This is a genomic window from Janibacter melonis, assembly GCF_003721155.3.
Classification (GTDB): Bacteria; Actinomycetota; Actinomycetes; order Actinomycetales; family Dermatophilaceae; genus Marihabitans; species Marihabitans melonis.
This window is the reverse complement of sequence record NZ_CP044548.2, coordinates 2690526-2711369: the sequence shown is the minus strand read 5'-3', so window position 1 is coordinate 2711369 and position 20844 is coordinate 2690526. Positions and strand designations below refer to the sequence as shown.

Sequence of the window (20844 nt, the reverse complement as noted above, 5' to 3'; positions counted from 1 at the left end):
AAACGACCTCCATATCCACCCAGCGCCGAGTGAGAAAGAGATGCAGACGATGACCCAGCTGACCTCCGCAGACCTCGTCCAGGCCTTCACCGACGAGCTGCGCCTGTGCAAGCTCGAGCCGGGCGAGCACGTCGTCGTGCTCTCCGAGCCGTCGAGCCGCCAGGACTACGTCGCCGCGTCCTTCGCCGCCGCGAAGGCGTGCGGCGCCCACGTCATCGCGGCCACCGTGCCCGGCGGCAACCCCGACCCGGTGCCGAGCACCCACACCGGCGCAGGTCCAGGTCTCAGCTCGGTCCTGCAGGACACCGTCGCCCAGCAGCTGCTCAAGCAGGCCGACCTCGTCCTCGACCTCACCCGCGAGGGCTTCATCCACGCGCCGATCCAGGACGAGATCCTCCAGGGCGGCACCCGGATCCTCTTCGTGTGCGACGCCCCGGACGTGCTCGTGCGCAACATGCCCACCGCCGCCGACAAGCCGCGCGTGCTCTCCGGGCAGCAGCTCGTGCACGACTCGAGCACGATGCGCGTGACGAGCGCGGCCGGCACCGACCTCACCGTCGACCTGACGAACGTGCGCTGCGACTACCAGGTCGGCTTCACCGACGACCCGGGCCGGTGGGACCACTGGCCGAGCACGATGGTCCTGTGCTGGCCGGAGATCTCCGACGGCCAGATCGTCATCGCGCCGGGCGACATCCTCCTGCCCTTCAAGGAGTACGTCCGCGAGCCGGTCACCCTCACCGTCTCCGGCGGTCACATCGAGCGGGTGAGCGGCGGTGCCGACGCGAACATGCTCGAGACCTACTTCGCCGACTCCGACGACAAGTGGGCGCGCTACCTCTCCCACATGGGCTGGGGCCTGATGAAGACCGCCGACTGGTTCGCCCAGGCGATGTACGCCAAGCACGAGGTCATGGGCATGGAGGCCCGCGCCTTCGCCGGCAACTTCCTGTGGTCCACGGGTCCCCACCCCGTCCTGCACCGCGACTCCTACGCCCACCTCGACATCGCCATGCGGGGCTGCACCGTGACGCTCGACGACACGACCGTCGTCGCCGACGGCACCCTCGTCGAGTCCTGACCCGCCACCCCCCCCACCGGCCCCGCCGGTCCCCCCGTCGAGAATTCTCCCCACCCCACCAGGAGGCACCACGTGTCCATGAGCCAATCTCTCGAGGTCGTCGTCGTCGGCGGCGGTCTCGGCGGGCTCACCGCCGCCCTCGCCATGCGCCAGCAGGGCCTGAGGGTCACCGTCCTCGAGCGCGCCGATGCGCTCGGCGAGGTCGGCGCCGGCATCCAGACCGCCCCCAACGCCGCCCGGGTGCTCATGGGTCTGGGGCTGCTGCCCGAGCTCGAGCGCATCAAGACCGAGCCGCAGGACCAGGTCCGCCGGCGCTGGAAGGACGGCAGCGTCATCGGTCTGACCGCCCTCGGGTCCTACGTCAAGGACACGTACAACGCGCCGTACTGGCACTACCACCGCGCCGACCTGCACCAGGTCATCCACGAGGCCTGCGTCGACCCGCAGGGTCACGGCCCCGTCGTCGAGGTCATCACGAGCGCCGAGGTGCGTGAGGTCGACCAGAGCGACCCGGCCCGACCGGTCGTCGTCACCGCCGACGGACGCCGGGTCGCCGGCGACGTCGTCGTCGGCGCCGACGGGATCCGCTCGGCCGTGCGCGACGCCATCGGCGGCGAGGACACCCTCGTCTTCTCCGGCGAGATGGCCTACCGGGTGCTCGTCCCCGGCGACGCGATCCGCGAGGACCCCGCGACCCGCTGGCTCGTCGACCGCTTCCAGAGCACCATCTGGTACGGCCCGGACCGTCACCTCGTGCACTACATGATCCGCGGCGGCGAGATGCTCAACATCGTCGCCATCGTCCCCGCCGACGACGGCATCGCGCAGAGCTGGTCGCGCCCCGCGACGACCGACGAGCTGCTCGAGCAGTACCAGGACTGGGACGACCGGGTCGCCGCGATGCTCTCGAAGGCCGAGCACTGCAGCGCCTGGGCGATGTACCACCGCCGCCGCGACCCGCTGTGGGTCGACGGCCAGGTCGCCCTGCTCGGCGACGCGTGCCACGCGATGCTGCCCTACCAGGCCCAGGGCGCCTCGCAGGCGATGGAGGACGCCGCCGTCCTCGCCGAGGAGCTCGGCGCGGTCTCGCGCGCGGACATCCCCTCCGCCCTGGCCCGCTACGTCTCGCGACGCTCGAAGCACGCCGGGATGGTCCAGGACGCGTCGCTGCGCAACAAGGACTTCTACCACCTGCCCGACGGTCCCGAGCAGGAGGAGCGCGACGCCAAGCTCGCGGCCTTCAACGGCGAGTCGGACGTCTCGTACCACTGGTTGTGGAGCGGCAGCCCGCTCAACAACGCCGACATGGAGTCCTACCACTACCAGTTCCGCCGCTGAGCCACCCGGCTCGACGTCACCCGTGCCACACGACCAACGGAGATTCGCATGCGTACTGGCGATCAGATCGTCCAAGACCTCCCCTGGAGGTGGAACGTCCAGGGGAAGATCTTCCTCATCGGCGGCCTCGGCTACCTCTTCGACGCCTGGGACATCGCGCTCAACGGCTTCCTGACCCCGCTCGTCGGCCTCGAGTTCGACCTCTCCCCCGGTGAGCGCGGGTACGTCGCGACGGCCAACCTCATCGGCATGGCCGTCGGGGCCATCACGTGGGGCAGCATCGCCGACCGCCTCGGGCGCAAGCGGGCCTTCAGCATCACGCTGATGATCTTCGCGCTCTTCTCGGTGCTCGGCGCCTTCTCGCCGACGTACAGCATCTTCCTGCTCTTCCGCTTCCTCGCCGGCTTCGGCCTCGGCGGGTGCATCCCCGTCGACTACGCGATCGTCGGCGAGTTCTCGCCGAGGGCCGTGCGCGGCAAGGTCCTCACCGCTCTCGACCTCTTCTGGCCGATCGGCGCGACCTTCGCCGGCCTGTCCGCGTGGGCCCTGCTCAACGTGGAGCACAACTGGCGGGTCATGCTCGGCATCATGGTGCTGCCCGCCCTGCTCACCTTCTGGGTGCGCCGCGGCATCCCCGAGTCACCGATCTACCTCGCGAAGGTCGGCCGCGAGGCCGAGGCCCGAGAGATCATCGACCGGCTCGTCGTCGAGACCGGGGCCACCCCCGAGCCCTACGAGATCAAGCCGCCGGTCGTCCAGGCGAAGGTCAACGGCGTCGTCGCCGCGTCGCGCCAGCTGCGCACCATCTGGGGCCAGCTGCCGATGATCACCTTCATGGCCTGGTTGCTCTTCGTGAGCATCATGGTCGTCTACTACGCCGCTCTCAGCTGGCTGCCCACGCTGCTGCGCGACGCCGGGGCGACCTTCACCGTCGCCTTCCTCGGCTCGACGATCATGAGCGCCATCGGCATCTTCGGCTGCGCGCTGTCGGCGGTCCTCGTCGACATCACCGGCCGCAAGTGGCTGCTCGGCGTCAGCGCGTCGCTCGGCTCGGTCGCCCTCGTCGGCATCGGCTACACGATCGACATGCCGGGCACCGCGCTCATCGCCATCGGCATCTTCGGCTTCGTCATCCAGGTGGCGATCCCGGTGCTCTACGCCTACATCGCCGAGATCTACCCCACCGAGGTCCGCGCGAGCGGCTTCGCCTGGGCGTCATCGATGAGCCGCATCGCGACCGGCCTCGCGCCGATCGTCTTCAGTGCCTGGGCCTTCCCGACGCTGGGCCTGGTCAACACCTTCCTCGTCCTCATGGGTGCCGTCTTCGTGGCCGTCGCGGTCATGGCGAAGTTCGGTCCTGAGACCAAGGGGATGGAGCTCGACGCCGTCGTCGAGGATGTCGAGGCCGCCCCGGCCCCGGCGCGCGCCGGCGCGCTCGACTGATCCCGCTGCCGCGCCGCGCCCCCCACGGGGGCGTGGCGCGGCAGCCCCGTCTCCCCTCAGGAGCTGCCCCGTGAAGCCCGCACCCGTGAGCTACCACCGCGCGTCGAGCGTGCGTGACGCCGTCGCGCTGCTGACGAGCCTCGGCGAGGAGGCCAAGGTCATCGCCGGCGGCCAGTCGCTCGTGCCGATGATGAGCTTCCGCCTCGCCCGCCCCGAGCACCTCGTCGACATCACCCGCATCCCCGGGCTCGACACCCTCGAGGTCGTCGGCGACGAGCTGCACATCGGTGCGCTCGTCACCCACCAGGCGGTCCTCGAGAGCGACGTCGTGCGCGGCAGCCGTGGTCACCGTGTCGTCGCGACGACGATGCGCCACGTCGGCCACCTGCCGATCCGCACCCGCGGCACCGTCGGGGGCAGCATCGCCCATGCCGACGGCTCGGCCGAGTGGCCCCTCCTCGCCGTCCTGCTCGGCGCCCGCGTCGTCGTCGAGGGCTCCTCCGGCGAGCGCGAGATCCCCGCCGCCGAGCTCTTCTACGGCCTTTACACGACCTCGATCGAGCCCGACGAGATCGTCGTGCGGGTGATCTTCCCCGCGGCGACGGGGGAGACCGGCTTCGCCGAGCACGGCCTGCGGCACGGCGACTTCGCCCTCGCCTCGGCCGGCGTCGTCCTCCCGTCGTCCCCCGGCGCGACGGACGCCCGCGTCGTCGTCAGCGGGGCCGCCCCCGCCCCGACCCGGCTCCCGCACGCCGAGGCGGCCCTCGCGGCCGACGCCGACGAGGACCGGCTGCGCCGGGCCGTCACCCAGGACCTCGACGACCTCGAGGTCGACGACGACTACCAGCGCGACCTCGTGACCGGCATGGTCACGCGGGCCGTGCAGGAGGCACGCCAGTCATGAGCACCGAGCACCAGCACGACGCGCCGCGCGACGGCGCCCACGGCCGTGGCCCGGCGATGACACGCGACGGTGCCTTCATCGGCGCCTCCGTCCGCCGCCGCGAGGACCCCCGGCTGCTCACGGGCGCGGGCCGCTTCGTCGACGACATCGACCTCACCGGCCAGCTGCACGCCCAGTTCGTGCGCAGCCGCGTCGCCTTCGGCCGCATCCTCGACGTCGACCTCGAGGCCACCCGCGCGGTGCCCGGGGTGGTCGCCGCCTTCGCCGCCGACGACCTCGTCATGGCGCCGATCACCGCCCTGCTGGACCGGCCGGTCGAGCAGTTCCGCCCCACCGAGATGCCGGTCCTCGCCCACGACACCGTGCGCTTCATCGGCGAGCCGGTCGCGATCGTCGTCGCGAAGACCCCGTACGCCGCCGAGGACGGCGTCGAGGCCGCCCGGGTCGAGTACGAGACCTACGACGCGATCGTCGCCGCCGACGCGGCCATGGCTCCCGGCGCCCGCCGCCTGCACGACGGCGCGCCGGACAACGTCCTCGTCGACGTCTCCCTCTTCGACACCCCCGGGGTCGACGACGCCTTCGCCCAGGCCGCCGAGGTCGTCGAGATCTCCATCGACACCGGCCGCCAGAACGCCCTGCCGATGGAGACCCGCGCCGCCCTCGCCCAGTGGGACGAGCGCGAGTCGCAGCTCGTCCTGCACACCCCCACCCAGGTGCCGCACCTCGTGCGCACCGCCACCGCGGCCAGCCTCGGGCTGCCCGAGCGCCAGGTGCGCGTCGTCGTGCCCGACATGGGCGGCGGCTTCGGCATCAAGTGCGTCGTCGGCCGCGAGGAGATGGTCGTCGCCGCGGCCGCCCGCCGGCTGCGTCGCCCGGTGAAGTGGGTCGAGGACCGCAAGGACGCGCTCACCGCCTCCTTCCTCGCCCGCGAGCAGCACTACACGGCGCGCGCCGCCTTCGCGCAGGACGGCGAGTTCCTCGCCCTCGACGTCGAGGTCGTCTGCGACATGGGCGCCTACTCCTGCTACCCCTTCACCGCCGGCATCGAGCCGCTCATGGCCTCCGGCGAGATGCCCGGGGTCTACCGGCTCGGGGCCTACCGCGTGCACGGCCTCGCCGTCGCGACGAACAAGGCGCCGACCGCTCCCTACCGCGGCGTCTCGCGCCCGCAGTACGTCATGCTCCTCGAGCAGATCATGGACCGGGCGGGCCACCAGCTCGGCCTGGACCCCCTCGACGTGCGCCGGCGCAACCTCATCACCGACTTCCCGTACACCTCGATCAACTCCATCACCTACGACCCGGGCTCCTACCTCGAGTCGCTCGACCTGTGCGAGCAGATGGTGCGCGAGGAGGGCTGGTTCGAGCGGCAGGCCCAGGCCCGCGAGGAGGGGCGCTACGTCGGCATCGGCTTCTCGTGCTTCAGCGAGCGCACGGGGTACGGCTCCTCCGCCTTCGCCGCGCGCAAGATGCTCGTCGTGCCGGGCTTCGACATCTCCGACATCCGGATGGACCTCGACGGCACGATCACCGTGACGAGCGGCACGATGAACCACGGGCAGAGCCACGAGACGACGATGGCCCAGATCGTCGCGGACACGCTCAAGGTCGACGTCGAGCGGGTCAAGCTCCACCAGGGCGACACCGACCGGATCACCTACGGCTTCGGCACCTTCGCCTCGCGCTCGGCGGTCATCGGCGGCAGCGCGGTGCAGCTCGCGTCGCGCGCCCTCGGCGAGGACCTCGTCGAGATCGCGGCGCACCTGCTCGAGACGAATGTCGACAACCTCGAGCTGCGCGACGGCGCGGTCCGCCGCCGCGACGAGCCCGAGGAGGGCGTCACCTACGAGGAGATCGCCGACGTCGCCTACCTCCAGGCGCACCGCCTGCCGAAGGGGGTCAGCCCCGGCTTGCACGCGACCGCGTCCTTCGACGTGACGAACGACGGCACCTTCTCCAACGCCACGCAGGCGGCGGTCGTCGAGCTCGACCCGGTGAGCGGCGCGGTGCGCATCCTGCGCTACTTCTGCGTCGAGGACTGCGGTGTCGCGATCAACCCGCAGGTCGTCGAGGGCCAGGCCCGCGGCGGCATCGCCCAGGGCATCGCCGGCGCGCTCTACGAGGAGATCACCTACGACGCGAACGGCGAGCCGTCGTGCGCGAGCTTCATGGACTACTGCGTCCCGACGGCGATGGAGACCCCCGACATCCGCATCGCCCACCTCGAGACCCCGTGCATCTACAACGAGACCGGCGCGAAGGGGGCGGGCGAGGGCGGCACCATCGGCGCCCCGGCCGCGGTCCTCGGCGCGGTCAACGACGCCCTTCGTCCCACCGGCGCCCTGCTGGGCCGGACCCCGATCACCCCGCGTGCGGTGCACGCGGCCATCACAGGAGGTACCCGATGAGCGACCGGCATCTCATCGAGCTCACCGTCAACGGCGAGGAGCACGAGCTGCTCGTCGAGGCCCGCGAGACCCTCGTCGACGTCATCCGGCACCGCGTGGGCGCCACCGGCACGCACGTCGCGTGCGAGCACGGCATCTGCGGCGCGTGCACGGTCCTCGTCGACGGCGAGCCGACCCGCTCGTGCCTCGTCCTCGGCGTCATGGCCGACGGCAGCGAGATCCGCACCGTCGAGTCGCTCGCGCAGGAGAGCGGGCTGAGCGACCTGCAGCAGGCCTTCACCGCGTGCCACTCGCTGCAGTGCGGCTTCTGCACCCCGGGGATGCTCATGCTCGCCGAGGGCGGCATCCCCCACCTGGAGAGCAGCGAGCGCGAGGAGGTCCGCGAGCTCGTCTCGGCGAACCTGTGCCGCTGCACCGGCTACGAGACCATCGTCGACGCGGTCGAGCAGGTCGCCCGGCAGCGCCGGGGCGACGAGCCGGCCGTCACCGAAGGAGCGCACGCATGAAGATCGACAACGAGGCGCTCGTCGCCGCGGGTCCCCAGGAGGTCTTCGACCTCATCAACGACGTCGAGCGGGTGGCCTCGTGCCTGCCCGGGGCCGAGCTGCTCGGTCGTGAGGGCGAGGACGCCTACCGCGGCCGGGTCGGCCTGCGGGTCGGGCCGATCGGCGCGTCCTTCGAGGGGGTGCTGCGCTTCGTCGAGGTCGACGAGGCGGCCCGCACCATGCACCTCGTCGGGCGCGGCTCGGACGTCAAGGGCAACGGCGACGCCGAGGCCGACGTGCGCCTCGCGGTCGTCGAGCACCCCGAGGGGTCACTGCTGACGATCACCACCGACCTGAACATCCGGGGCAAGTTCGTCCAGTTCGGCAAGGGCGCGATCGCCTCGGTGAGCAACAAGATCCTCGGCCAGTTCGCGACGAACATGGCCGCCCTGCTCGAGCAGGGCGACGCCCCGGCGGCTGCGGTGGCACCCGCCGGCGCGAGCGCCGCGGCGCCCGCGACGGCGGGGGCTCCCCCTTCGCCTGCCGCGCACCGCCCGATGGCGGTCGGCGACGACGCGGCCCGCCGCCGTCTCGTCCTCGCCGCGACCTTCGTCGCGGGGTGCGTCGAGGGCTGGATCCTCACCCGGGCCTTCGGACGGAGGGGATGAGCATGGGCGAGCAGGACGTCCACGACGCGTCGACCCTCGCGACGTACGACCGCGCCGGCTGGGGCGGCAGCGTCGTGCGGGGCCCGCGCCCCGCGCTCGTCGTCATCGACCTCACGCGCGGCTTCACCGAGCCCGGCTTCGACGCCGGCGCCGACCTCACCGACGTCGTCGCCGCCACGCAGCGGCTCGTCGACGTCGCCCACCGCCAGGGCCACCCCGTCATCTGGACCCGGATCGTCTACAGCCCGGCCGAGGTGCGCCCCGGCGCGATCGCCTGGCTGACGAAGGCGGCCGGCATGCGGGCGATGCTCGAGGGCAGCGAGGCCGTCGACATCGACCCGCGCCTGAGCGTCGACCCCGAGCGCGACGTCGTCGTCGACAAGAAGGGTGCCTCGGGCTTCCACGGCACGACGCTCGCCGCGCTGCTGCGCTCGGCGGGCTGCGACACCGTCGTCCTCACGGGCGCGACGACGAGCGGGTGCGTGCGCGCCTCCGCCGTCGACGCCGTCCAGGACGGCTTCTCGGTCCTCGTCCCGCGGCAGGCCGTCGGCGACCGCGCCCAGGGCCCGCACGACGCCAACCTCTTCGACATCCAGGCCAAGTACGGCGACGTCGTCGAGCTCGACGACGCCCTGACCTACCTCTCCGGTACGCCCGGGCAAGGAGCACCCGCATGACCCGCACCGTCACCCTCACCGCCCTCGCCGACCTGCCCCCGACCGGCGCGACCAGCCGCTGGGTCGAGGGCGAGGTGGGCCTGCACGTCCTGGACTACCCGGGCCCGGCCGGCTCCACCCTCGCGCCCGTCGTCCTCGTGCCGGGCATCTCGATGCCCGCGATCGGCATGGACCTCGTCGCCCGTGACCTCTGCGCCACCCGGCGCGTCCTCGTCACCGACGTGCGCGGTCGCGGGCTGTCGCAGTCCGGCGGCGGCTACGCGATGACCGACTACGCGCAGGACCTCGAAGGGGTGATCGAGACCCTCGTGCCCGGCGAGGGCGCCGTGCTCGTCGGCCACTCGATGGGCGCCCGCATCGTCACCCTCGTCGCGGCCCGCGGCCGGGTCGCCCACGGCGGCGTCGTCGCCGTCGACCCGCCCCTGTCCGGCCCCGGCCGCGCGCCGTACCTGACGACCCGCGCCGCCTTCATGGGCCAGGTCGAGCAGGCCCTGCGCGGCACCGACGCCGACGAGGTCGCGGCGTCGTGGCCGAGCTGGCCCCGCCGCGAGCAGGAGATCCGGGCGCGCTGGCTCGGGTCCTGCGACCCGGAGGCCATCGGCGCGACGCACGACGGCTTCGAGAGCGAGGACTTCTTCTCGTGGTGGCCGCAGGTGCCCGCACCGGTCGCCTTCGTCCGCGGCGCCGACAGCCCGGTCGTGCCCGAGGAGGTCATGGCCGAGGTCGAGGCGGCGAACCCGCACGCGTCCGTGCACGTCGTCCCGCAGGCCGGTCACATGGTCTTCTGGGACAATGCGCAGGGGGCCGACCAGGTCCTGTCGGAGGCGCTCGACGCCGTCGACGGCGCGTGACGAGAGGGACCGGGTGAGCAGGGGCAGCACCGACGTACGACGGGCGCAGACGCCCGACCGGCTGGGCGACGCCCCCGGTTTCGTCATCCGCAAGCTCTACCAGAGCTACACCGCGGCGTGGTCGCGCATGGTCGACACCGGCCTCACCGGGCCGCAGTTCGCCGTGCTCGCGGTGCTCGACGAGCACGACGGGTCCGACCAGGCGTCGGTGGGCTCGGCGGCGGCTCTCGACGCCTCGACGATGGTCGACGTCGCCCGCCGGCTGGAGCGCCGCTCGCTCATCGTGCGCACCCGCTCGCCGATCGACGCCCGGCGCAAGGTCGTGCAGATCACCGCGCTCGGCGAGGCCGAGCTCGCGCGCAGCCGTGAGTGCATCACGCCCCTCGACGAGGCCCTCTTCGCCCACGCGCCCCGGCGCAAGGAGGAGATCATGGCCGAGCTCAACGCCCTGAGCGTGCGCTGGGCCGAGCTCGCCGCCGAGCTCGACGCCGCCGAGAGCTGAGGCCGCTCCCCCTTCGCCGAGGTCCTCCCCCTTCGCCGAGGTATGGCGATCGGTCGGCGACCCCCGGGGGATCCCGACCGATCTCCATACCTCGCGGGAGCGCGAAGGGGGCGGGGGGCGGGAGCGAAGGGGTCAGATCGGGGGGAGGTCGGCGCAGGCCGCGGCGTGGGCGCTCGCGAGCGCCTCGAGATCGGCGCGGTAGTCGGCGATGCGGCAGCCGCGGCCATTGGGCTTGACGGCGATCCCCTCGTCGGCCCACCGCTCGAAGGCTGCCGCCCGCAGGTGCGGGACGTGCTCGCCGGAGGCGTTGACCACCCGCCACCACGCGACATCGCTGCCGTACGTGCTCATGACCCGGCCGACGAGCCGCGGGCCGCGCCCGACGAGCTCGCCGAGGTCTCCGTAGCTGACGACCCGGCCCGGCGGGACGAGCTCGACGGCGCGCAGGACGCGCTCGGCGACGACGTCGTCCACCCCGGGGCTACTTCTCGGTGATGGTGATCGAGTCGATCGTGTGCTGCTCGCCCGGGGAGCCGTCGGGGCTGCCGTCCTCCTCGATCTCGCGGACGGTCTCCATGCCGCTCGTGACCTTGCCGAAGAGCGAGTAGTCCGGCGGCAGCGCGACGCCGGAGTCCCCGGTGACGACGAAGAACTGCGAGCCGTTCGTGTCCGGGCCGGCGTTGGCCATCGCGAGCGAGCCGATCTCGTACTCGCCGGCTGCCGGCAGCTCGTCCTCGAACTCGTAGCCCGGGCCGCCGTTGCCCTGCCCGGTCGGGTCGCCGCCCTGGATCATGAAGCCGGGGATGACGCGGTGGAAGGGCACGCCGTCGTAGTAGCCGTACCGCGAGAGCACGACGAAGTTGTTGACGGTCTTCGGCGCCTTCTTCGCGTCGAGCGCGAAGGTGACGTCACCGACGTCGGTCGTCACCACCGCGGTGTAGGTCTTCGCCTCGTCGATGCACATCGGCGGCGCCTGCTCGAAGGTCTGCACCGGCGTCTCGACCCCCTCGGCGGGCGGGCACTCAACCGCCTCGCCGCTCTGGCTCACCCCGGTGGGGTTCTCGGGCTCGTCGGAGCCGCACGAGGCGAGCGCGAGGGCGAGGGCGGGCACGGCGAGCAGGGCGAGGGGGGCGCGCATGCCGGTGAGTCTACGAAGCGCTCCCCGCCCTTGCCGCCCCACGACGCGGAGGTGAGGATGACGCCCATGAGCGCGAGCACGAGTGCCGGCATCCACTTCCCCGCCGTCGGCGACGAGCGGCCGACGACGGCGACGACCCGGGGGATCCTCGCCGACTCCGTCGCCGGGGTCGACGCCGCGCTCGCCCAGCGCATCGAGGCGACGCCGGACTGGCGCAAGGGATACCTCACGAACGTGCACGACATCACCGCGGCCTCGGCCGCCTCGTCGCTCGCGGCCCGCCAGATCGCGCGTGACGGCCTGGCCTCGATGCGCCGCCGTCTCGTCCTCGTCGGCGAGGACGGGTGCGAGACCCCGCTCGAGGACGTCGACCTCGGCACCTCGACCGACGGGACCGGGCACGAAGGGGTGAGCCTGACCCCCTTCGCCACCGAGTCGGTCACCGGCACCGGAGAGGCGGTCCGCGAGCTGCGGGTGCCGCTGCGCGGACGCGACCTGAGCGGCACCGCGCTCCTCGCGCAGGTGGAGCGCTGGGTCGAGGAGGGGGTCGTCGAGCCGAGCGTCGGTGACGCCGTGCGCGAGGTCGTCGCGCACCCCGAGTGGCTCACGCTGCCGGGTCGGCGGGTGCTCCTCGTCGGCGCAGGTGCCGAGATGGGGCCGCTCGAGCCGCTGCTGTCGTGGGGGGTCGAGGTGCACGCGATCGACCTGCCGCGCTCCCGCGCGTGGCGCTACAAGCGCGGGCTCGCGGCGGGTCTGGCCGGCACCCTGCGCTTCCCCGTCGACGAGCACGGCGACGCGGGTGCCGACGTCGTGCACCAGCCCCTCGAGGTGCTCGACTGGGTGCGCCGGGCGCGCGGCGACGACCCCTTCGTCGTCGGGATGCACGCCTACGCCGACAGCGGGGTCCACGTGCGCGTGAGCGCGGCGAGCGACCTGCTCATGACCGCGCTGCTCGAGCAGGAGCCGCAGACCGCGCTCGCCTGGCTCGCGACACCGACCGACACCTTCGTCGTCCCGCCCGAGGTGGTCGCCGACGCGCGGCGCCGGTGGGACGCCCGCGGTCTCGCGCTGCGCGGGGTGCAGGCCCCGGCCCGGGCGCTCGCCCGCGGGGCGCTCTTCGCGCCGGCGTACGCGGGCTCGTCCGACGGCGAGCCGGGCATCGCCGACGTCCTCGTGCCCCAGCAGGGCCCGAACTACGCCGTCGCGAAGAGGCTGCAGCGCTGGCGCGGGGTCGCGGCCGAGGCGGGCGGGCACCGGGTGTCCTTCAACGTCGCGCCCGCGACGTGGACCCGCTCGGTGGTGAAGAACCCCGTGCTCGGCGCGGCGTACGCGGGCGCGCACCGCTTCGGGATCGAGGTCTTCGAGCCCGAGACCGTCCGGCCGCTCATGGCAGCGCTCCTCGTCCACGACCTCATGGCGCCGCAGGTGGTGCGGGCCCACCCCGAGGAGCTCTTCTCCGACGGCGCCGCCCACGGCGGGCTGTGGCGCGTGGGCTACGAGCCACGCTCGGCCCTCGGGGTGGCCGCGGCGGCCGGGCTGCCGTCACGGCTGCGGGCGAAGGTGGGCCGGGGCGGGTCGGGCCGCGGGTGAAGGTCGTCGACCCTCAGGGACGCACGTGGCGGGTCTCCCGGCGGTGGGTGCCGTGGCGCCGTCGGACCCGCGTCATGGGTCCCGAGGTCCCGTCGAGCACCGGCCTCGGTGACGACCCCATCAGCATGATCATCGGTCTGGTCCTGCTCGTGCTCTTCATCCCCGTGCTGATCACCGCGCTGCTCGTCGCGGTCGAGCTGCTCCTCCTGCTGCTCCTCGTCCCCTTCGTCGTCCTCGGGCGCGTGCTGCTCGGGCGGCAGTGGCGCGTCGAGGTGCGCGAGGGCTGGACCCCCGTGTGGGACACCGAGGCCGGCGACTGGGCACGCAGCGGGCGCGCGATCAGCGAGATCGCGCAGGTGCTGCAGCAGGGGCGGGCCCCGTGGCCGAGCCCGCCGCCTCAGCCGCCGACGACGGTGCCGACGAGATAGGTCAGACCCATCCCGAGCAGACCGACGACGACGTTGCGGGCGATCGGGCGGGCACGCCCGCTGCCGCCGAGCGTCGCGCTGGTCAGGCCGGTGAGGACGAGGGCGAGGACGACCGCGCCGAGCGTGAGCAGCACCCGGTGCGCCACCGGCGAGAGCACCATGACGAGCAGCGGCACGAGGGCGCCGAGGCTGAAGGCGGCCGCCGACGCCCCGGCCGCCTGCCACGGGTTGGCTCGCACGTCGGGGCTGATGCCGAGCTCGGACTCGGCGTGAGCGGCGAGCGCGTCGCGCTCGGTGAGCGCGACGGCCACCTCGTGGGCGACGTCGGCGGGGATCCCCTTGCGCTCGTAGATCCCGGCGAGCTGACGCAGCTCGCCCTCGGGGTCCTCGGCGATCTCCTGCGCCTCGTGCCGCAGCTCGGCGATCTCGGTGTCGCGCTGGCTGCTCACCGACACGTACTCGCCCCCGGCCATCGACAGCGCCCCCGCGACGAGGCCCGCGGTGCCGGCGACGAGGAGCGCGCTCGTGTCGGTCGTCGCCCCGGCGACACCCATGACGAGACCGGCCGTGGAGATGATGCCGTCGTTCGCGCCGAGGACGCCCGCCCGCAGCCAGTTGAGCTTCGCCGACAGGGCGCCGGCCTGCTCGTCGGCGGGGATCGGGGGCAGGGACTCAGGGGTCCTGGGCTGGGCATCGCTCATGACCCTGATCTACTCCCACCCGTCCTGCTCTGCAAGGACGCCTGGCCTCACTCAGCAGGCCCCCACACCCGCCCCACAGCAGGCGCACAGGGCCGCGGCCTGGACTGTCATCCGACAGCGCAGCCCGGTCCAGGGCCCGCACGCGACGACGGAGGACGACATGAGCGACAGGCGCACGTACGAGGGCCGCGAGCTGCCCAGGCAGGACGAGGAGCTCGTCGACCAGGGGCTGCAGTTCGACATCGGCACGCTGCTGGGGCGCCGCCGGGTGCTGACCTTCCTCGGCGCGAGCGGGGTGCTCGGGCTGACGGCCTGCGCGGCCGGCACCGACAGCAGCAGCCCGAGCACCACGAGCGCGACGACGAGCAGCAGCACGACCTCGGGCGGCAGCGCGTCGAGCGCGAGCTCGGGCGATCTCGCCGAGATCCCCGACGAGACCGCGGGCCCCTACCCCGGTGACGGGAGCAACGGCCCCGACGTCCTCGCCGAGTCCGGCGTCGTGCGCCAGGACATCCGCTCGAGCTTCGGCTCCTCGACGACGACGGCCGAAGGGATCCCGATGACCCTCACCCTCTCCCTCAAGGACCTCGCCGGGGGCGGCACCCCCTTCGCCGGGGTGGCCGTCTACGTCTGGCACTGCGACCGCGAGGGCCGCTACTCGATGTACACCGAGGGCGCCGAGGACGAGAACTACCTGCGCGGGGTGCAGGTGGCCGACGACAGCGGGCGCGTGAGCTTCACGAGCATCTTCCCCGCGTGCTACTCGGGGCGGTGGCCGCACATCCACTTCGAGGTCTACCCCGACGAGGCGAGCATCACCGACGCGGGCACCGCGATCGCGACCTCGCAGGTGGCCCTGCCCAAGGACGCGTGCGACGCCGTCTACGCGACCTCGGGGTACGAGGACTCGGTGGGCAACCTCGGCCGGCTGAGCCTGACCTCGGACAACGTCTTCGGCGACGACGGCGGGACGAGCCAGCTCGCGGACGTCACCGGCGACGTGACGAAGGGGTACGAGGTCACCCTGACCGTCGGCGTCGACACGACGACCGAGCCGACGGGCGGCGGCATGGGTGGTGGCATGGGCGACGCCCCTGGTGGGGGCCCGGCGGGCGGCTGAGCTCCCGGCGCTCAGGGATGGTGCTCGACGCGGCCGGCGTCCGGGCCGACGAGCCGGGTGACGGTGCGGGCCTGCGGGTCCCACCACGTGAGGCCGGCGAGGACGACCGCCCCGGGCGGCTCCTCCTCGACGACGGCGAGGGCGCGGGGCAGGTCCTCGAGCGCCAGTCTCGCGACGAGGGTGACGTGCGGCGCCCACGGCTCGTCGGCCCGCGGGTCCTGGGCTGCGCGGCGCACCCCGTCGACGACGGTGCGCAGCTCCTCGGGCACGACGACGGGCAGGTGGAGCACGAGCGCGCGGCCGGCGAAGGTCGCCGGCTCCCCGAGCTCGACGGGCACCGGCAGCAGCGGCTCGACCGCAGCGCCTGCCTGCGCGGCGAGGTCCGCGCTCATCGTCGCCGCGGCCGCGAGGGTGACGTGCGGGCGGTTGCTCGTGCTCGCGTGCCCGTGCGGCGAGGCCAGGCCCGCGGCGTGCAGCCGCTCCCAGCACCCCCGCACGACGGCGTCACCCACCGGGTCGAGGGTCAGGTCGAGGGAGTGCCGTGCCACACCCCCAGCATCCCTCTCCCTCGCCCGACGAGGTGCTGCTGGGTCCCCCTTCGCCCCCTCGCCCCTCCTCCCTCCTCCTACAAAACCCTGCTGGCTGGGTCTTGATGTGCCAGGTGCCTCTCGACAGGCTCCTCGCACGTCGAAAGGCTGCCAGCAGGGTTTCGTAGCCCCGGGACCAGGAGCTCCGGTCACCAAGAGCTCCGGTGACCCGCAGGACCTGGGACCCCGCGACGAAGGGTGAACCCGTCGGGTGGTCGTGCGTGCACGGACGTAAGGTCGGCTGGTGATGACGAGAGGCAGGCCGGGGCCGGCCGGGACGAGCCTGGTGCTGCTCGTCGCGACCGCGCTCGTCGCGCTCAACCTGCGCCCTGGCGCGTCGACCGTCGGCCCGGTGCTCGACGAGATCCGCGACGGCCTGGGCATGAGCGGGGGTGCGGCCGGGGCCCTCACCGGGCTGCCGGGTCTGTGCTTCGGCGTCGGTGGCGCGCTCGCCGTCGGGCTGGGACGCCGGGTCGGCGCCGCCGGGGGCATCGCGATCGGCCTGCTGCTCGCCGCCGTCGGGCTCCTCCTGCGCCCCCTCGTCGACGCACCCGCCGCCTTCCTCGTGCTCTCGGCGGTCGCCCTGCTCGGCATGGCCGTCGGCAACGTCCTCGTCCCCGCGTGGGTGAAGTCGCATCGTGGCCACGAGGTCCGTCTCATGACCCTCTACGGCACCGGCCTCATCGTCGGAGGCGCGATCGGCTCGCTCCTCGCGGCCCCCGCCGCGGCCGCCGGCGGCTGGCGCACCGGGCTCGGGGTGTGGGGCGTCGGCGCCGCTGTCGCGGTCCCCCTGTGGTGGTGGCTCTCGCGCACCGAGCGCCGACGGGTCGTCGTCGGCACGGACGTCGACGCCCCGCCGAGCGCGCACGTCGTGCGCTCCCCCACCGCCCTGGCGATGACCGTGCTCTTCGGGCTGCAGTCGATGCACGCCTACATCCAGATGGGATGGCTGCCCCAGATCTACCGCGACGCCGGTCTCAGTGCCGCGACCGCCGGCTCGATGCAGGCCCTGCTCGCCGCGGTGACGATCATCGGCGGGCTGACGATGCCCGGCGTGATCGCCCGCGGCCGAGGGCTGCGCCCGATGATCGTCGTGCTCGGCCTGCTCCTCGTCCTCGGCTACGGCGGCCTCATCGCCGCCCCGGCGACCACGCCGTGGGTGTGGGCGGTCGCGCTCGGGCTGTCCGGCTTCGCCTTCCCGCTCGTCATCGCCCTCATCACGGCGCGCACGCGCTCGCCGCTCGTCACCGCGCGGGTCTCCGGCTTCGTCCAGCCGGTCGGCTACCTGCTCGCCGGCGCGGGCCCGCTGCTCGTCGGGGTCCTCCACGACGCGACCGGTGGCTGGACCGTCGTGCTGTGGGTCCTCACCGCCACCGCCGTCCCCTTCGTGTGGGCCGGTCTGCGGGCCGTGCGCGCGGCGAGCGTCGACGACGAGCTCACGGACCACGCACGCGACGGCGTGCGTGTCTAGGCTGGTCAGATGAGCCAGGCCACGCCGGAGCAGCTCGAGGCCGCGATCCGTGAGCTCCTCGGGGCGCGCTCGGTGGAGGCGACCATCTGCCCGAGCGAGGCCGCCCGGCAGGTCGGCGGCGACGACTGGCGCGACCTCATGCAGCCGGCCCGCGACGTCGTCGCCCGGCTCGCCGACGCCGGTGAGGTCGAGGCGACCCAGGGCGGCGAGGTCGTCGACGCGCGCACCGCCCGCGGGCCGATCCGCGTACGCACCTCACGAGCCGCGCGATGAGCGAGCCCGACGAGCACTTCTTCGTCGTCGACGGCCGCCGCTGGCGCCGCGAGGACCCCCACCTGCCGAGCGAAGTCGCCGAGGAGCTGCGCTCGCACCTCGGGCGCGCCCGCTCCGCCATCGGGCGGGCCGGCCGCGAGGGCACCGACCCCGCGCCGTACCGCGCCCGGGTGAGCGCCGCGAAGCACGGGCTCGGCGAGCGCGGCACCCCGTGGTGGGAGCAGGACGACGACGCGCGTCGGCAGCGCTACGAGCAGGCCCTGCAGACCCTGCGCACGGACGACGACCCGACCTGATCCGACCACCCGGCTGCGCCCCCTTCGCACCGGTCGCGCTCGGTACGGTCGGGCGATGAGCACCCTGAGCACCGCGATCCGCGCGACCCACCTCGTCACCAACGCCGCGTGGTTCGGCGGCTCTCTCTTCGGCGCGGTCGGGCTCAACCCCGCCGCCCGTCGCGCCGGCAGCACCCGTGAGCAGGTCGACGTGTCCGGCGAGGGGTGGGAGCGCTGGGGTCCCGTGCAGGGCGCGGCGATCGGGCTGCACCTGCTGAGCGGTCTGGGCATCCTCGCCGACAACAAGAACCGCACGATGCGCCACCGCCCCACCCGCGAGGCCGTCGTCGTCAAGACCGTCCTCACCGGGGCCGCGCTGGCGAGCACCGCGGGCGCCTACGTCTTCGGCGAGCGGCTCGGCCAGCTGCGCGGCAGCGACACCGACGCGAAGGGGGAGATCGCCGCCACCCCGAGCGGTCGGGAGGAGCAGGCGCGCACCGCCGAGCGGCAGCTCGCCTGGCTCCAGTGGGCGACGCCCGCGGCGACCGGCGCGCTCCTCGTGCTCGACGCCTATCTCGGCGAGCAGCAGCGCGGCCTGGCCGGCCTGCTCGACCGGCGGCGCTGAGGCGCGGCGATGAGGTCGCAGACCCGCGAGTACCGCACCGGCGGCGACGAGGTCGTCCTCGACATCACGTCCGACTGCGAGCGCTTCGTCGAGGGCGACGGGCTGCTCCACGTCTTCGTCCCGCACGCGACGGCCGGCATCGCGATCATCGAGACCGGCGCCGGCAGCGACGACGACCTGCTCGCCGCGCTGCGCGACCTGCTGCCCGCCGACGAGAGGTGGCAGCACGCGCACGGCAGCCGTGGGCACGGTCGCTCGCACGTCATGCCGGCGATCATCCCGCCGTACGCGAGCGTGCCCGTGCTCGACGGGCGGCTCGCGCTCGGGACGTGGCAGTCGATCTGCCTCGTCGACCTCAACGTCGACAACGCCGTGCGCACGGTGCGGCTGAGCCAGCTCCAGGGCTGACCCCCCGGTCGCCGCGACGACGACCGGTCAGGCGGAGCCGTCGTGCCCGCGGAGCAGGTCGGCGAAGCTCGCCGAGGGGGTGAGACCGAAGGCCTGCGGACGGACGTCGCGCGTCGTCGGCGCGAAGCCCTCGACCGCCGTCGGCTCGGCGACGACGAGGGCCGCGAGCTCGCCGGCGGCGCGCTGGATGCGTCGCTGCAGGTCCGACCCGCCCTCGCCCCCGCCGAAGTCGTCGGTCGCGGCGAAGACGCCGGTCGGCACGACGACCGCGCGCAGGTAGGCGAAGAGCGGGCGCATCGCGTGCTCGAGGACGAGCGAGTGCCGTGGGGTGCCCGCGGTCGCGGCGAGCAGGACCGGCATCCCGTCGAGGGCCTTGGGGTCGAGCAGGTCGACGAAGGTCTTGAAGAGGCCGGAGTAGCTCGCGGCGAAGACCGGGGTCACCGCGACGAGCCCGTCGGCCGCGGCGACCTGCGCCTGGGCGGCGACGACACCGGGCGTCGGGCGGTTGCCCGACACCATCGTCTGCGCCATCTCGACGGCGAGCTCGCGCAGCTCGATCGTCTCGACCTCGACGCTCTCGCCCCGCCCGCCGACGGCCGCTCGCACGGCGTCGGCGACCTGGTCGGCGAGCAGCCGGGTGCTCGAGGGCTGGGAGAGACCGGCGGTGAGGACGACGACGCGGCGGCTCATCGGGCGACCGCCTCGGCCTGCGCCTGCTCGCGCGCGCGCTCTTGCTCGGCCCGGGCGACGGGGCTGCTGATGACCTGGCGGTGCGGGCTGTCGGGACCGGCCGCGACGAGCGAGGCGTGGGTCGGCGGGTCGCTCGGCACGTGCGCGGGACGACGGCGCTCGAACTCGGCGCGCAGCGTCGGCACGACCTCGGTGCCGAGCATCTCGACCTGCTCGAGGACCATCGGCAGCGGCAGCCCCGCGTGGTCCATGAGGAAGAGCTGGCGCTGGTAGTCACCGACGTGGTCGGCGAAGCCGAGGGTGCGCTCGACGACCATCTCCGGGGTGCCGACGGTGAGCGGGGTCTGCCGGGTGAAGTCCTCGAGGCTCGGGCCGTGCCCGTAGACGGGGGCGTTGTCGAAGTAGGGCCGGAAGGTGCGCTTGGCCTCGGCCTCCGTCGCGGCCATGAAGGCCTGCCCGCCGAGCCCGACGACCGCCTGGTCGGCGGCGCCGTGCCCGTAGTGCTCGAAGCGGCGGCGGTAGAGGTCGACCATCTGCGCGGTGTGCCCGAGGTCCCAGAAGATGTTGTTGTGGAAGAAGCCGTCGCCGTAGAAGGCGGCCTGCTCGGCGATCTCGGTCGAGCGGATCGACCCGTGCCAGACGAAGGGGGCGACCTCGTCGAGCGGGAAGGGCGTCGAGGTGTAGCCCTGCAACGGCGTGCGGTAGCGGCCCTGCCAGCTGACGTCGCGCTCGCGCCACAGCAGGCGCAGCAGGTGGTAGCTCTCGATCGCGAGCGGGATGCCGTCGCGGATGTCCTTGCCGAACCACGGGTACACCGGGCCGGTGTTGCCGCGACCCATCATGAGGTCGACGCGGCCCCCGCTGAGGTGCTGCAGCATCGCGTAGTCCTCGGCGATCTTCACCGGGTCGTTCGTCGTGATGAGCGTCGTCGCGGTCGAGAGCTTGAGGCGCTCGGTCCTCGCGGCGATCCAGCCGAGCATCGTCGTCGGCGAGGAGGGCACGAAGGGAGGGTTGTGGTGCTCACCGGTCGCGAAGACGTCGAGACCGACCTCCTCCGCCTTGAGCGCGATTTGGAGCATCGCGTCGATGCGCTCGGCCTCGCTCGGGGCGGTGCCGGTCGTGGGGTCGGTCGTGACGTCGCCGACGGAGAAGATGCCGAACTGCATGATGCGCTCCCT

General features: G+C 73.4%; 24 protein-coding genes. 18 read left to right on the top strand and 6 right to left on the bottom strand.

Annotation, left to right across the window (positions count from 1 at the left end; translation table 11 throughout):
• Positions 1–49 precede the first annotated feature (49 nt).
• The 10 genes from EEW87_RS12995 (at position 50) to EEW87_RS12950 (ending at position 10360) form a co-directional block, all read left to right on the top strand.
• Positions 50–1081, top strand: a complete 1032-nt coding sequence (locus EEW87_RS12995; RefSeq protein WP_123092745.1) for a 2,5-dihydroxypyridine 5,6-dioxygenase NicX family protein — start codon at positions 50–52, stop codon at positions 1079–1081.
• 78 nt (positions 1082–1159) lie between these two features.
• Complete coding sequence (locus EEW87_RS12990) at positions 1160–2419, top strand: FAD-dependent monooxygenase (protein ID WP_224766942.1); 1260 nt, start codon at positions 1160–1162, stop codon at positions 2417–2419.
• Between the two features lie 48 nt (positions 2420–2467).
• Entirely contained in the window at positions 2468–3862 is a 1395-nt protein-coding gene (locus tag EEW87_RS12985; protein WP_123092649.1) for an MFS transporter, read from the top strand.
• Between the two features lie 70 nt (positions 3863–3932).
• Positions 3933–4766 carry an FAD binding domain-containing protein gene (locus tag EEW87_RS12980; RefSeq protein ID WP_123092650.1) on the top strand — a complete coding sequence of 278 codons (834 nt, stop codon included), beginning with the start codon at positions 3933–3935 and terminating at the stop codon, positions 4764–4766.
• The gene (locus EEW87_RS12975; RefSeq protein ID WP_225985086.1) at positions 4763–7177 is read left to right on the top strand and encodes a xanthine dehydrogenase family protein molybdopterin-binding subunit; all 2415 of its coding nucleotides are present in this window, start codon (positions 4763–4765) and stop codon (positions 7175–7177) included. The genes EEW87_RS12980 and EEW87_RS12975 overlap by 4 nt, the downstream gene beginning before the upstream one ends.
• Positions 7174–7683, top strand: a complete 510-nt coding sequence (locus EEW87_RS12970) for a (2Fe-2S)-binding protein (RefSeq protein ID WP_123092651.1) — start codon at positions 7174–7176, stop codon at positions 7681–7683. Before EEW87_RS12975 ends, EEW87_RS12970 begins: the two co-directional genes overlap by 4 nt.
• Complete coding sequence (locus tag EEW87_RS12965) at positions 7680–8330, top strand: SRPBCC family protein (protein ID WP_123092652.1); 651 nt, start codon at positions 7680–7682, stop codon at positions 8328–8330. The genes EEW87_RS12970 and EEW87_RS12965 overlap by 4 nt, the downstream gene beginning before the upstream one ends.
• A 2-nt stretch (positions 8331–8332) precedes the next feature.
• Complete coding sequence (locus EEW87_RS12960; RefSeq protein WP_123092653.1) at positions 8333–9007, top strand: isochorismatase family protein; 675 nt, start codon at positions 8333–8335, stop codon at positions 9005–9007.
• Positions 9004–9858 carry an alpha/beta fold hydrolase gene (locus EEW87_RS12955; protein ID WP_123092654.1) on the top strand — a complete coding sequence of 285 codons (855 nt, stop codon included), beginning with the start codon at positions 9004–9006 and terminating at the stop codon, positions 9856–9858. Before EEW87_RS12960 ends, EEW87_RS12955 begins: the two co-directional genes overlap by 4 nt.
• Before the next feature lie 13 nt (positions 9859–9871).
• Positions 9872–10360 (top strand): MarR family winged helix-turn-helix transcriptional regulator, encoded by a 489-nt coding sequence (locus EEW87_RS12950; RefSeq protein WP_205473730.1) that lies wholly within the window; start codon positions 9872–9874, stop codon positions 10358–10360.
• A gap of 132 nt (positions 10361–10492) precedes the next feature.
• Here the strand turns inward: EEW87_RS12950 and EEW87_RS12945 are convergent, their stop codons facing one another.
• Together EEW87_RS12945 and EEW87_RS12940 are read right to left on the bottom strand one after the other, a co-directional pair.
• The gene (locus tag EEW87_RS12945; protein ID WP_123092656.1) at positions 10493–10834 is read right to left on the bottom strand and encodes an MGMT family protein; all 342 of its coding nucleotides are present in this window, start codon (positions 10832–10834) and stop codon (positions 10493–10495) included.
• A gap of 7 nt (positions 10835–10841) precedes the next feature.
• Positions 10842–11498, bottom strand: coding sequence for a peptidylprolyl isomerase (locus EEW87_RS12940; protein WP_123092657.1), 657 nt, complete (start codon positions 11496–11498; stop codon positions 10842–10844).
• Between the two features lie 66 nt (positions 11499–11564).
• Between EEW87_RS12940 and EEW87_RS12935 the strand changes: the two genes are divergently transcribed.
• Together EEW87_RS12935 and EEW87_RS12930 are read left to right on the top strand one after the other, a co-directional pair.
• Entirely contained in the window at positions 11565–13088 is a 1524-nt protein-coding gene (locus EEW87_RS12935) for a hypothetical protein (RefSeq protein ID WP_205473728.1), read from the top strand.
• Positions 13089–13162: 74 nt separating this feature from the next.
• Positions 13163–13516 carry a hypothetical protein gene (locus EEW87_RS12930; RefSeq protein WP_148041597.1) on the top strand — a complete coding sequence of 118 codons (354 nt, stop codon included), beginning with the start codon at positions 13163–13165 and terminating at the stop codon, positions 13514–13516.
• Here the strand turns inward: EEW87_RS12930 and EEW87_RS12925 are convergent.
• Positions 13486–14217: a VIT1/CCC1 transporter family protein gene (locus EEW87_RS12925; protein ID WP_068271380.1), complete on the bottom strand. Its 732-nt coding sequence runs from the start codon at positions 14215–14217 to the stop codon at positions 13486–13488. The two genes, EEW87_RS12930 and EEW87_RS12925, sit on opposite strands and share 31 nt — an antisense overlap.
• Before the next feature lie 160 nt (positions 14218–14377).
• Between EEW87_RS12925 and EEW87_RS12920 the strand changes: the two genes are divergently transcribed.
• Positions 14378–15337, top strand: coding sequence for an intradiol ring-cleavage dioxygenase (locus tag EEW87_RS12920; RefSeq protein WP_123092660.1), 960 nt, complete (start codon positions 14378–14380; stop codon positions 15335–15337).
• 11 nt (positions 15338–15348) lie between these two features.
• Here the strand turns inward: EEW87_RS12920 and EEW87_RS12915 are convergent, their stop codons facing one another.
• A complete protein-coding gene (locus EEW87_RS12915) occupies positions 15349–15885 on the bottom strand; it encodes a 2'-5' RNA ligase family protein (protein WP_123092661.1) in 537 nt (178 codons plus the stop codon).
• Positions 15886–16171: 286 nt separating this feature from the next.
• Here EEW87_RS12915 and EEW87_RS12910 point away from each other — a divergent pair, with 286 nt between their 5' ends.
• From EEW87_RS12910 to EEW87_RS12890, 5 genes are read left to right on the top strand one after another with little or no spacing between them, the layout of a single operon-like run.
• The gene (locus tag EEW87_RS12910; RefSeq protein WP_123092662.1) at positions 16172–17395 is read left to right on the top strand and encodes an MFS transporter; all 1224 of its coding nucleotides are present in this window, start codon (positions 16172–16174) and stop codon (positions 17393–17395) included.
• A 9-nt stretch (positions 17396–17404) separates the two neighbouring features.
• The gene (locus tag EEW87_RS12905) at positions 17405–17668 is read left to right on the top strand and encodes a DUF3253 domain-containing protein (protein WP_123092663.1); all 264 of its coding nucleotides are present in this window, start codon (positions 17405–17407) and stop codon (positions 17666–17668) included.
• A complete protein-coding gene (locus EEW87_RS12900) occupies positions 17665–17964 on the top strand; it encodes a hypothetical protein (protein WP_123092664.1) in 300 nt (99 codons plus the stop codon). Before EEW87_RS12905 ends, EEW87_RS12900 begins: the two co-directional genes overlap by 4 nt.
• Positions 17965–18019: 55 nt before the next feature.
• Complete coding sequence (locus tag EEW87_RS12895; RefSeq protein WP_123092665.1) at positions 18020–18568, top strand: hypothetical protein; 549 nt, start codon at positions 18020–18022, stop codon at positions 18566–18568.
• Between the two features lie 9 nt (positions 18569–18577).
• Complete coding sequence (locus EEW87_RS12890) at positions 18578–18976, top strand: secondary thiamine-phosphate synthase enzyme YjbQ (protein ID WP_123092666.1); 399 nt, start codon at positions 18578–18580, stop codon at positions 18974–18976.
• Positions 18977–19003: 27 nt separating this feature from the next.
• Here the strand turns inward: EEW87_RS12890 and EEW87_RS12885 are convergent, their stop codons facing one another.
• Both EEW87_RS12885 and EEW87_RS12880 read right to left on the bottom strand, forming a co-directional pair.
• On the bottom strand, positions 19004–19666 hold the full coding sequence (locus EEW87_RS12885) for an FMN reductase (RefSeq protein WP_123092667.1): 663 nt from the start codon (positions 19664–19666) through the stop codon (positions 19004–19006).
• A complete protein-coding gene (locus EEW87_RS12880) occupies positions 19663–20832 on the bottom strand; it encodes an LLM class flavin-dependent oxidoreductase (protein WP_123092668.1) in 1170 nt (389 codons plus the stop codon). Before EEW87_RS12880 ends, EEW87_RS12885 begins: the two co-directional genes overlap by 4 nt.
• Positions 20833–20844 lie beyond the last annotated feature (12 nt).